The organism is Pseudoalteromonas piscicida (genome assembly GCF_002744175.1).
GTDB lineage: Bacteria > Pseudomonadota > Gammaproteobacteria > Enterobacterales > Alteromonadaceae > Pseudoalteromonas > Pseudoalteromonas piscicida_B.
This window is the reverse complement of sequence record NZ_NKHF01000098.1, coordinates 25,633-37,145: the sequence shown is the minus strand read 5'-3', so window position 1 is coordinate 37,145 and position 11,513 is coordinate 25,633. Positions and strand designations below refer to the sequence as shown.

Below are 11,513 nucleotides of genomic sequence, written 5' to 3'. Positions count from 1 at the left end.
AATGGCATGGATTTACTTAATTATGGCTGGTCTTTTTGAGATAGGCTGGCCTGTTGGTCTGAAAATGGCACAGCAAGCTGATACAAGATGGTTAGGTATCCTAATCGCAGTGGGCTTTATGGCACTGAGTGGATGGATGCTCTGGTTGGCGCAAAAGCAGATCCCGTTGGGGACATCTTATGCCGTTTGGACTGGCATTGGGGCTGCGGGGACATTTTTAGTTGGTATTTTCTTCTATGGTGATCCAAGCAGTTTTATGCGCTACTTGGGTGTACTATTGATCATCAGTGGCGTTATTGTACTTAAGTTAGCATAACCAAAATAGCCGCGACTGCGATGAGTAAGAGTCCCATTGAGTCGCGCTTCTTGACCGGTGCTTTGAGCCAAAAAAATGAGATAAGTAAGGTAAAAAATACCTCTATTTGCCCTAGCGTTTTTACATAGGCAACATGTTCTAAGCTCATTGCACTAAACCACCCAATCGAACCAACACAGCTGCTGATGCTAATTGCTAATGTGAGCTTGCGGCGCTGCCATAATATTTTCCAAGACTGTGGTTCTCGTGCTGTTAAATAAAGGCTTAATATAAGGGTTTGAGAAAGGAGTACGAGTAATAATACCCAGGCTGCACTATGAGGGAAAGGTAAGCCTGACGCGATACTTGCTTCACGCACCCATAGTGAGGTCAGTGCAAAGCTGGTGCCGCAAGCAAGCCCTAAAAGGGCGGTTTTACCATTGCAAGCGCGCAAGCTAAATCCACTTAATAGCAATACAGCAACGGCGCCGATAAACACCCCGAACCAGCCAAGAAACGTTAAGCTCGAGCCAAAAAATAGCACGCCTAATATGGCCGCGACTAATGCCTCACTTTTGGCAAGGCCGGCTCCAATTGCATAGTTGTTTTGTTTAAATAATACGACCATCAGCCCAGTTGCGATAATCTGCATCACACTGGCGCCAAGGACATAGCTCAAAAACGCGCCATTTGGGGTAATCTCAGCGGCGGGCTGAAACTGATATAGACACCATAGATACAAGCCTGCCAGTGGGCTGGCTAAAATAAACCGTGCGAGTGTGACACTAGCGGTAGTGGCATCGTTACTTAGTTTACTTTGCCAGGCGTTACGCCACGCCTGAGCAAACGCTGCCAACAGGGTAAACAAGATCCACATTTGATACGACTCAAATTAGTATGGTTGTCGCTCAGCATACCGGATAAGCGCTTGCTGGCGTAAATTAATTGTGTTGATAGTGAAAATAAATCAACGTAGTTTCAATAAACTGCATGTACTTCTTCTACTCATGCTGACTATTTTACTGGTGCGACAATTTGCCACATTTTAAAATCTCAAACTTACGCTATGATAAAGGCTGATGCTACGAAATTGGGCCATAGGTAGAGGTTTGCAAACCGACTTATGGCTTTTCTTTTGGTCGCTATTCTGCTCTACTGAGAATAGAGAATTTAAAAGGGTCAAGGAGTGTCTTGTGGGTATTCTTATCATTTGCGCCATTCTAGCTATTTTACTGCCTTATTTTGCCAAAATTCCTGTGGCTGTAGCCATGAATCGAGAAGGCGGGTATGACAATAAACACCCGCGAGAACAGCAAAAGAAGCTGACTGGGCTTGGAGCTCGAGCCTTAGCTGCACATCAAAATTGTTTTGAGTCATTAGCTGTATTTGCCGTGGCTTTAGCGGTGGCTTTTGGTACACAAACTTACACTCCACTTATTGAATGGTTAGCCATTGGGCACATTGTGGCACGCGCGTTATATTGTGTTTTGTATTGGGCTAATATTGATGTTTTGCGTTCTATTGTTTGGGCGTTAGGGTTGGGCTGCGCGATTGCAATTATTGTGGTGTGTGGCCTGTAGCGTTGGGCGTTAGTTGCAGTAAGCTTGGAGGAATTTCTTTGATTTCTGCGCGCTCGACTTGTAACTCCGTTAAGGTTAGGTTGGCTATGCGCACACGATATAAATCAATAACGCGATACCCACAGTAGTGTGCCATTCTTCTGATCTGGCGATTAAGACCTTGGCGCAAAATGATCCTAAAGCGGTCACGCGCTATCTGCTCTACGCGGCAAGGTAGAGTTATTTGTCCTTTTACCGGCACCCCTTGAGCCATGGTTTGACAAAAGCCAGCATCCAATGGTTTATCAACCTGTACTTCGTATTCTTTTTCTTGATGGTGGTCTGGGTGTATAAGTTGCTGACAGAGTGCGCCATCATTGGTGAGCAATAATAACCCTCGACTGTCTTTATCTAATCGGCCAATTGGATAAACTCGGCATGATTGTGGGAGCACATGATAGATGCTTGTGGGGTCATTAGGGTTTACTTTGCAGTCTATTCCTACAGGTTTGTGATACACAAAGAGTCTTCTAGCCTGTGGAGCAGCCACAGGTTGGCTATCCACGATAATATCATCGGTGAGATCTACATGATCAATATGATTCGCTGGTCGGCCGTTGACCGATACGCGACCTGCATCAATTAAGCGAGAGGCTTGTCGTCTGGAACAGATACCACAGTGACTGAGATACTTGGCCAAGCGCATGGGATAGGACATAGATGACAATGATCATTTATTAACAACAGTGCGTATTGTAGAGCAACTGAGCGTTTGGATCTATGTACTGGGAGTACCGATGGCAATTCCGTTTTCTAAGCTAAAGCAACATCAACCACTGCAAAAGGTGATTGTACACTCGATAGACTTGGCGCTTTACCAAGTCAGTGTATTGATCAATAACGTAGAATCCTATGTTACAGAGGAAAATGGTGAGTTTATAAAAGCGCATAACCCATTACAAATTCAAAAGCGTATGGTGGATATTGCATATATGGAAATGGTGATTAGGCACCAAAGTGCCTATGACGAAATGATTGGGCACCCAGTGTCTGGTAATCACAATACGCTAGAGGTGCCCTTTGGTCGTAATGACTTGTTCTGAATTTAATTTATGTGTTTGCCAAGTACCTCACGAATAGCCGTAGCAAAGTCGCGCTGGTGGCTAATGTTTAGCTGACGTAGCTTAGTATCTTGCAGTGCGCAGTCTTTGGGTCTGATGGCGTCTGTACTTGGCTGACTTAGCGGGATAATCTTCTCAGTTGGCAGTTGTAGTACGTCAGCCATCACTAGGGCCATCTCATATTTGGTCAACGCTTGATCACCACTGATATGGATAACTCCAGTGGTATCTGGGTGCTGCAACAGGTCATTGAGTGTCAGTGCAATATCGTTGACATGAGTTGGATAACGCACCGCCCAGTGGTCTTGGCATGAGGCTGGATCAGCTAAAAGCTGCTTAGCAATCACAGTGACTGCTGACTCTGCTAGTGTTAACACTTCACCATATAAAACAGGTACTCTGACGATGGTATGGGCGCTGCTGTTGGCAGCAATAGCACGCTCAGCTGCTTGTTTGGTTTTGCCATAAAAATTCACTGGGTTAGTGACGGCGTTTTCTGCATAAGGGGCTGAAGTACCGTCAAAGACATAATCCGTGCTAATAAAAATAAAGCGAATATGACGCGCTTTACAAGCGGCGGCTAAAAACTCAGTGGCGGCAACGTTAAGTGCTAATGTTGCCTCTTGGTCATGTTCACACTGCTCAGGCCTACGCTCAGCGGCGGCATGGATCAGTACATCCGGTGTATGTGTATCTAGAAACTCAATCACTTCAGTATGGTTGCCCAAATCCAGTTTATGCAGGGGGGCGACTGCGCGGCTAAAACCACATCCAATGATTTCATGGTCGCGACTTAACTCTTGGCAAAGTGCTCGGCCAAGCAGGCCCGTTGCACCGGTGATCATGACTGTAGACATAGAACTGCATCCTTTTTTGAAAGAGCTTGTACAGTAACAAAATTAGTGAGAAAACGGTATTACAGTGCTAATTGCGGTGCAATAAATTCATCGAGAGATACAGTCAAACGGTAGGATCCAGTCTATGAGCGCGTAGAGGTTTTTAGTTAGAATAAATCGATGATCAAGCACTGCCCTATTGCAAGCAATTTTACGCAGTAGTTAGGATAGCAGCAGCTGGATAACAAGTTGTTATTCCGAGTTCACTCATCACAATGATGAAAGATGCAGGAGTACATACTCCCACATCTTAAGATAGTTAAGCGGTTTGCTCTGTTAGTGGTTTTTCTGGTTGTTTTTCCCAGTGTTTGGTTTTTAAGCCAAGTACACCAACAAAGACACCAATACCAATCGTAAACAGGGCAATTTGCAGGTACAGATTTGGTAAGTCTTCAATATTATTAGGGTCGAAGCTGCCAGCCAACAGGCCTGAGAATATATTACCGATAGAGTAAGTCAGTACAAAGACCCCCATCATTTGTCCAGCAAAACGTTTTGGTGACAGTTTACTGACCGCACTCAATGCGACTGGGCTTAGACACAGCTCGCCCACCGTATGTAAAAAGTAGGTAGTAATTAACCACATAGGTGCAACTTGCAGGCCTTGTGCGGCGTACTGTGAAGCAAAAAACATCACAATAAACCCACTTGCCATGATGATCAGACCAATTGCACATTTTACGCTGTAGGTTGGGGTGATCATACGCTTGGCTAGGTTAATCCAAAGCGCTGCAAAGAAAGGTGATAAGATAATAATGAAAAAGGCGTTGGCAGATTGAAACCAAGCTGTGGGAATACTAAAGCTGCCTATTAAGCGGTCCGTATAATCACGAGCAAAGAGGTTAAGCGAAGAGCCAGCTTGCTCAAAGCCAGACCAAAAGCAGGTAGAGGCAACGCAAACCAAAAAGAGAGCCCACATTCGGCGCTTTTCATTTTCATCTAGGTTTCCAGCAAAGTAGATATAACCATAGTACAAGAAAAACGTAATGGTGAAAGCGAAGGCTACATACTTTGCCAGTACCACAGGGTTTATCACGAGTACGCCAGTAAATGCAGCAATGGTAACTGCTGCGACAGCCGCAATTGCAAGGCCTATAGCACTCCATGCTTTTACGCTCTCTTTTCCTTTCATGGGGTTAGTTGGCTCGTTACCGACAGTGGCAATATGTTTGCCTGTTAAACGATACGTGATAAGACCGACTGCCATACCGACAGCCGCTGCGCCAAAGGCCCAGTGCCAGCCGACATTTTCCATAAAGTAGCCGCAAACCATATAACCAATCACAGAGCCTAAATTGATCCCCATGTAATAAATGGCGTAACCACTGTCACGACGATTATCCTCATCATTATAGAGCTGCCCAACCATGGCACTGATGTTTGGCTTTAATAAGCCCGTACCACTGGCAACAAAGATAAGGCCCACAAAAAAAGAAAACTCGCTAGGAATGGCGAGAATAATGTGGCCACACATGATGATGATCCCGCCGTACCAAACCGCGCGTTGACCACCAAGCAGGCGGTCGGCTATCCATCCGCCAGGTAACCCTAAGAAATACACTGAACCGGTATAAAGACCATAGATTGCGGCTGCAGATGCGACAGTAAAACCAAGGCCTTCTTGTTGTAAGGTTGCCGTCATGAAAAGCACTAACATGGCACGCATGCCATAATAACTCATTCGCTCCCACATCTCGGTGAGAAACAGTGTAAACAGACCTTTTGGATGACCAAAAAAGCCTGTGTCACTTGTTGTGTCCTGTGATGACATATTTCACTTCCATTATTATCGTTTTTTGGAAGTCAATATTAGTACGTTATTCGAGCACCGAATGCAACCGCATGAATAGAAACATTACATCATGTTTTTTAACATCTGTATGTCATCTATTTCCAAATTGGCCAATCCTTTGTACTGATATTGAGCGAAGTCATTACGAAGCCATACGCTTGCGCACCCCGCGCGATGTGCGCCTTGAACATCGGTATCTAAACTATCGCCGACATGGAGTAACTGACTTGGGGTGATATCAAAATGCTGACAAGCAAGATGATATAGCTCAGGGTGAGGCTTTGCACGGCCATCAATACCAGCGCGAAGTACTAAGTCAAAACTGTCTCTTAGGTTAAACTTTTCGACCTCGACATTGCCATTGGTAATAGCAATGATGTGATACTGCTGGCGCAGCTGGGCGAGTAGTTTGATAACAGCGTCGCTAACTGTAATATTACTGCGGGCGTCCGCAAAAGCTTGATAAGCGCGCTGTGCTTCTTGTTTGCTTCTAGCTGTGTTGAAACCCAACGTGCTAAAGCCCCATTCAAGCGCAACTTGGCGCCAGCGCGTGACATCCTCGGCAAGTTTACTATTTTGTTTTAGCACTGCGTTACGACACTCAAGCCAATATGATCCTCCTTTAGCTTGCCATTCGGGGATGGTGCTTAGGTGTGCGTTCATTGCTTCAACCGCAGCAATGATGATTGGTCTGTTGTCGTAAAGGGTATCGTCTAAATCAAAACTGATGGCCTTGATGTTTGCAATGGACTTATTAAATCGCATAGTCACTCGTCTTTTTGCTTTTTCGCTCTGGGGTGAGCGCTATCATACACTTTTGCTAAATGTTGGAAATCTAAATGGGTGTAGACCTGCGTAGCCGATAAACTCGCATGCCCTAACATTTCTTGAACAGCGCGTAGATCGCCGCTGGACTCTAACATGTGACTCGCGAAGGAGTGTCTGAGCTTGTGGGGATGGATGGGGGTACTCACCCCTTGTTTTAACCCCCATTCTTTCATTCTCGCGCGGACATGGCGAGGGCTTATTCGGCGTTTTAATTTACTCACAAAAAGCGCAGGCTCTTCTGGGGAAGCAAATTGCGCTCTGAGCTGGAGCCAATCATCCAATGCCTTGAGCGCTTTTTTGCCTACAGGCACAACGCGCTCTTTTCCACCTTTACCCAGTACGCGTATTTCACCGTCTTTAACATCCAAGAGATTTGCGCCAACGAGCTCGCTTAATCGTAAACCACTAGAGTACATTAATTCCATCATGGCTTTGTCACGCACCGCTAAAGCATCTTCAGGTTGAATTTCTAGTAGCTGTCCCATTTGGTCGACATCAAGGTTCTTTGGTAGCGGTCGTTGAAACTTAGGTCCACGGATCCCTTGGGCTGGGTTTACGAGTGCTTGTTGTGATTGTGATTTTTGCTTGAGAAACCTATATAAACTTCGAATACAGCTGAGTTTTAGGTTAATGGTTCTGGGGCTGTAATCTTGACTGCGAAGCTTCATGCTGTAGCGACGGATCTGTTCACCACTGACCTCTAGCCAAGATGGTGAGTGGTCACAAAAATATTGAGCTGCTTGGATAAGCTGGGTTTTATATTGAGTTAGTGTATGGTCTGAATAATGTTTTTCATGACGAAGATACGCCATAAAGCTATCTACAGGTTGAAGCCAAGGTTCTGACAGCGGCGTTTGAGTCATGCCAGCGCTTCGAGCTTTAAGGATAAGGTTTGGATAAAGGCCGTGATCAACATGTTGTCGTGTTGGGGCGAAAAGTGTTCAGGAGAGCGACTTGCAAACGCTAAAATAAAGCGTCCCTTCTCAGACGCATCGACACGGTATAGCGCCACTGAGCCCACCTCGATATCGTCAAACAGTAGCGCTGCAACTTGTTGGCTCACTCTTCCCAAATAACAATCGCTCTTGGCGAGTTTGGTTGCCATTAACTCTGCATAGCCATCATCAACGGCAATGAGCTTACACGCTTGAACATCTGGGTGTGCTTCAAAACGCTGTGCCAGTGCCTGATTAATCGCGCTGATCTCGGTGCAGCGCATAATTGCCAATTGGCACTCGCTCAGCTGCTTGAAAACCAGTTCATTTGCTTTGGCGTAATGAAGCATTTCTTTCATTTGTTGCTGTAGTGCACTTACCTCATCACGGAGCATGCGCTGTTGGTGCAACGCTAAGTTTGGCAACCCTTGCTGCTGGTGGTGCAATTGCAAATCTAACATCACATAAGGGTGGCGAAGCAGAAAATCAGGATGCTTTTTAAGGTGGTCGATGACTAACTGCTCTGTTGAATTGGCTTCTTTTTTGGTCATATTGCAATTTGCCCATCAAAAACATGCTCAGCGGGACCGGTCATCTTAACTATCTGGCCCTGTCCGCCCCAACGTACTTGTAGACTTCCACCAGGAAGGTCGACTCTGACGGTTTCTTCGAGTTTGCCCTGCATTATCCCCGCGACAACAGCTGCACATGCGCCCGTGCCACAGGCAAGTGTTTCACCAGCACCTCGTTCCCAAACCCGTAATTTTACGTATTCACGGGATATAATCTCCATAAAGCCAATATTGGCTTTTTGTGGGAATCGTTCGTGGTGCTCAAGCAGCGGACCCAGCGTATCGACATCTGCGGTTTCCACGCTATCTACGACTATCACACCATGTGGGTTGCCCATAGATACGGTACTGCAAAATACGGTGTGCTCATCTGCTCTTAAAATATAGGTGTTCTCTTGCTTATTTGCACGAAATGGAATGGCTTGTGGATTAAAGTTCGGTTTGCCCATATTCACAGTCACTTGACCGTCTTTCTCGGTATACAGTGTGATGTTGCCACCTTTGGTCGAGACACTCACTTTGTGCTTGTTGGTGAGGCCTTTCATGCGAACAAAGCGGGCAAAACAACGGGCACCATTACCGCATTGCTCTACCTCATTACCATCAGCATTGAAAATACGGTAGTGGAAATCTAAGTCTGGGGAATAAGGCGCTTCAACCATCAATAGCTGATCAAAGCCAATGCCAAAGTGACGATCTGCTAGTTTTTTTATTTGGTCTCGAGACAAAAACACGTTTTGGGTGACATTATCAATCACCACAAAGTCGTTGCCTAAACCATGCATTTTTGAAAAGTTTATAAACATAGAGTGGTTATCTTTTGGTATAAAACCATGGCCTCACTTTGCTAATACTTTGCCATGGATACCTCAACGAGGGAAGCGACTTAATGTTAAGCCGAGTGTTATCCCTCTCGGACGTATCCATATCGGATTATTGTGGTAATAATTGTTCATATTGCCACAAAGATTCTAGTGGCTCCCGTTGACGAACCAAATGGTGCTGGCCATTATCAACCATGACTTCGGCACAGCGTGGACGTGAGTTGTAATTTGAACTCATGGTAAAGCCATAGGCGCCAGCACTGCGCTGCACGAGTAAATCTCCCGCTTTGATTTTTAGTACTCGGTCTTTTCCTAAAAAGTCGCCAGTTTCACATACAGGGCCAACCACATCATAATTGATGGCTGCAACATCGTCCCGTGGTCTCACAGGGACGATGTTTTGCCAAGCTTGGTAGAGCGACGGACGCAGCATATCGTTCATTCCCGCATCCACAATGGCAAAATGCTTATGCTCCGTGGGCTTAATAAACTCAACCTTAGTCACTAACACGCCGGCATTAGCGGCAATTGCACGGCCTGGTTCAAAGATGAGCTCTAAATTATTAAACGGTGCTAATCTTGCTTTGATTTCAGCGGCATAAGCACTAGGATGTGGTGGCTTTTCACCATCATACGGTACGCCAAGGCCTCCGCCGATATCTAAATGATGCAAACAAATGCCCGCTTTTTCTAATTGTGTGATCAATGCGAGAACTTTATCTAGAGCTGCTAAAAATGGGTTAACTTCAACTAGCTGAGAACCAATATGGAAGTCGATACCAACCACTTTCAACCCCGGCAGGGCATAGGCCAGCTGGTAGGCATCAAAAGCAGCTTTGATATCAATACCGAATTTGTTTTCTTTTAAGCCCGTGGAAATATAGGGGTGTGTTTTGGCGTCGATATCTGGGTTTACACGTAATGAAATCGGCGCAGTCTTATCCAGTCGAGTGGCTACGGCACTAATGCGGTGAAGTTCTGCAATGGACTCCACATTAAAACATTTTATGCCAGTTTCAAGCGCAAAGGCGATCTCGTCTTCGGTTTTTGCGACACCGGAAAATACGACTTTTTGCGGGTCGCCACCGGCTTTGAGCACTCGAGCAAGCTCGCCCTTTGAGACGATATCAAAACCAGAGCCAAGCTGAGCTAATACATTCAGTACTGCGATATTGGAATTCGCTTTTACAGCATAACAAACTAAATGAGGGTGGCCAGCTGCAGCATCCGTAAAAGCGTGATAATGCCGCGTTAAGGTCTTTTTTGAATACACATAGCAAGGTGTACCATATTGCTCAGCTATCGTATTAATGGCAACGTCTTCAGCGAATAGTTCGCCGTTTTGATAATTGAAATAATCCATGTTAACGCTCCTGATGTTCTGCTTCTGGCGCCTTAGGTTGTGCTGGTTTCGGTTGGTTCTGTTTTTTGGCCTGTTGCTCAGGTAAATATAGCGGACCACTTTGACCACAGCCTGATAATCCGATTAAAGTAGTAAAAACAAGTGCCGTTACGCTAAATTTATAAGGTGTCGCTTTCATTAGATAATTCGTGTCAGTGCCTTTATAATCGCAGAGTAACAGAATTGGTAAAAAAAGCAGCTTTTCGCTATTGAAATTTCGTCTTCATCAAATAGCTAAAATAGCGAGCTAAGCTTAGGCATCATGCCGCAGTGCGTCAGTAAGAGGAAATCACAATGACAGAAAGTGAATATCATGAGTTAGCCGATGCGCTAATGTTGACTATTGAAGAGCAAATTGATGATTGTGACGCTGACTTAGACTATGAGTCAGCGTCGGGCATTCTCGAAATTATTTTTCCAGACAAGAGTAAAATTGTGATTAATAAGCAAGCGCCTTTACATCAAGTATGGGTAGCAACTAAGTTTAATGGTCATCATTTTGAGTTACGCGGTGAGCAGTGGATTGATAATCGCTCTGGTGCTGAGTTTTGGCAATTTATGAGCGATGCCGCATCAAAGCAAGCCAATACACCAATAGAGTGGCAGCACGATTAATGTTGGAATTCGTAGATTATCCTGCCAAAGCGCAGCACAAAGCGAGTATTATTTGGCTTCATGGTTTGGGCGATTCAGGTAATGGCTTTTTGCCAATTGCCCCAGAGCTAAACCTACCTGACGAACTGGGGGCACATTTTATCTTCCCTCACGCACCTGAGCAGCCGGTCACCATTAATGGTGGCATGGTGATGCGCTCTTGGTACGATATCAAGTCATTTGATCTGGATAAAAGAGCTGATGAGCAAGGTGTGAGAAACTCTGCATCACAGGTCGAGGTGCTTATTCAGGCTGAATTAGACAAGGGGATCCCAGCCCATCGCATTATCCTTGCTGGGTTTTCTCAAGGGGGGGTGATCGCGCTTCATCTTGCACCGCGTTTAGCTGTAAAACTGGCAGGGGTCATGGCACTATCCACTTATATGTGTGTGCCAGAAAAGCTCGCGACAGAAGCGGTACAAAGTGAGTTGAATATTTTTATGGCTCACGGCAGCGCAGACCCTGTTGTACCAATGTTTGCAGGACAGCAAGCGTTTAATACGTTAAAGCAACATGGTTATGAGGTAAGCTGGCAAGATTACCCAATGGAACATCAGGTATGTCTTGAGGAGATCAAGGCCATTCGCACTTGGTTAATTGAGAGACTGAGCGACTAATCACGCGCGGTAGAATAC

Annotated in this window: 15 protein-coding genes; 5 read left to right on the top strand and 10 right to left on the bottom strand. The window is 45.4% G+C overall.

The annotated features are described in order from the left end of the window. Position 1: 1 nt before the first annotated feature. Positions 2-316, top strand: coding sequence for a DMT family transporter (locus CEX98_RS19495; protein WP_099643670.1), 315 nt, complete (start codon positions 2-4; stop codon positions 314-316). On the opposite strand, the gene CEX98_RS19490 is transcribed toward CEX98_RS19495, so the two are convergent. After that, positions 303-1,172, bottom strand: coding sequence for a DMT family transporter (locus CEX98_RS19490; RefSeq protein ID WP_099643669.1), 870 nt, complete (start codon positions 1,170-1,172; stop codon positions 303-305). The two genes, CEX98_RS19495 and CEX98_RS19490, sit on opposite strands and share 14 nt — an antisense overlap. Before the next feature lie 316 nt (positions 1,173-1,488). Between CEX98_RS19490 and CEX98_RS19485 the strand changes: the two genes are divergently transcribed. Beyond that, positions 1,489-1,875 (top strand): MAPEG family protein, encoded by a 387-nt coding sequence (locus CEX98_RS19485; protein WP_099643668.1) that lies wholly within the window; start codon positions 1,489-1,491, stop codon positions 1,873-1,875. Here CEX98_RS19485 and CEX98_RS19480 read toward each other — a convergent pair. After that, on the bottom strand, positions 1,853-2,572 hold the full coding sequence (locus CEX98_RS19480; RefSeq protein ID WP_099643667.1) for a pseudouridine synthase: 720 nt from the start codon (positions 2,570-2,572) through the stop codon (positions 1,853-1,855). The two genes, CEX98_RS19485 and CEX98_RS19480, sit on opposite strands and share 23 nt — an antisense overlap. 79 nt (positions 2,573-2,651) lie before the next feature. Between CEX98_RS19480 and CEX98_RS19475 the strand changes: the two genes are divergently transcribed. After that, positions 2,652-2,957 carry a DUF6482 family protein gene (locus CEX98_RS19475; protein ID WP_099643666.1) on the top strand — a complete coding sequence of 102 codons (306 nt, stop codon included), beginning with the start codon at positions 2,652-2,654 and terminating at the stop codon, positions 2,955-2,957. A 2-nt stretch (positions 2,958-2,959) separates the two neighbouring features. On the opposite strand, the gene CEX98_RS19470 is transcribed toward CEX98_RS19475, so the two are convergent. The 8 genes from CEX98_RS19470 to lptM all read right to left on the bottom strand — a co-directional run bounded on the left by CEX98_RS19470 (position 2,960) and on the right by lptM (position 10,363). Then, entirely contained in the window at positions 2,960-3,832 is an 873-nt protein-coding gene (locus CEX98_RS19470; protein ID WP_099643665.1) for a dTDP-4-dehydrorhamnose reductase family protein, read from the bottom strand. A 298-nt stretch (positions 3,833-4,130) separates the two neighbouring features. Further along, positions 4,131-5,642, bottom strand: a complete 1,512-nt coding sequence (locus CEX98_RS19465; protein WP_099643664.1) for a peptide MFS transporter — start codon at positions 5,640-5,642, stop codon at positions 4,131-4,133. Between the two features lie 84 nt (positions 5,643-5,726). Then, positions 5,727-6,428 carry an HAD-IA family hydrolase gene (locus CEX98_RS19460; RefSeq protein WP_099643663.1) on the bottom strand — a complete coding sequence of 234 codons (702 nt, stop codon included), beginning with the start codon at positions 6,426-6,428 and terminating at the stop codon, positions 5,727-5,729. A gap of 2 nt (positions 6,429-6,430) precedes the next feature. Beyond that, a complete protein-coding gene (gene xerC / locus CEX98_RS19455) occupies positions 6,431-7,354 on the bottom strand; it encodes a tyrosine recombinase XerC (protein ID WP_099643662.1) in 924 nt (307 codons plus the stop codon). Then, entirely contained in the window at positions 7,351-7,977 is a 627-nt protein-coding gene (locus CEX98_RS19450; RefSeq protein ID WP_099643661.1) for a DUF484 family protein, read from the bottom strand. The genes xerC and CEX98_RS19450 overlap by 4 nt, the downstream gene beginning before the upstream one ends. Next, entirely contained in the window at positions 7,974-8,804 is an 831-nt protein-coding gene (gene dapF, locus CEX98_RS19445; protein WP_099643660.1) for a diaminopimelate epimerase, read from the bottom strand. Before dapF ends, CEX98_RS19450 begins: the two co-directional genes overlap by 4 nt. Positions 8,805-8,931: 127 nt before the next feature. Beyond that, positions 8,932-10,185, bottom strand: coding sequence for a diaminopimelate decarboxylase (gene lysA / locus CEX98_RS19440; protein WP_099643659.1), 1,254 nt, complete (start codon positions 10,183-10,185; stop codon positions 8,932-8,934). A gap of 1 nt (position 10,186) precedes the next feature. Further along, positions 10,187-10,363, bottom strand: coding sequence for an LPS translocon maturation chaperone LptM (lptM, locus tag CEX98_RS19435; protein WP_099643658.1), 177 nt, complete (start codon positions 10,361-10,363; stop codon positions 10,187-10,189). 155 nt (positions 10,364-10,518) lie between these two features. On the opposite strand from lptM, the gene cyaY reads away from it, so the two are divergent. Further along, positions 10,519-10,839 (top strand): iron donor protein CyaY, encoded by a 321-nt coding sequence (cyaY, locus tag CEX98_RS19430; protein ID WP_099643657.1) that lies wholly within the window; start codon positions 10,519-10,521, stop codon positions 10,837-10,839. After that, positions 10,839-11,495 carry an alpha/beta hydrolase gene (locus CEX98_RS19425; protein WP_099643656.1) on the top strand — a complete coding sequence of 219 codons (657 nt, stop codon included), beginning with the start codon at positions 10,839-10,841 and terminating at the stop codon, positions 11,493-11,495. Before cyaY ends, CEX98_RS19425 begins: the two co-directional genes overlap by 1 nt. Positions 11,496-11,513: the final 18 nt, after the last annotated feature.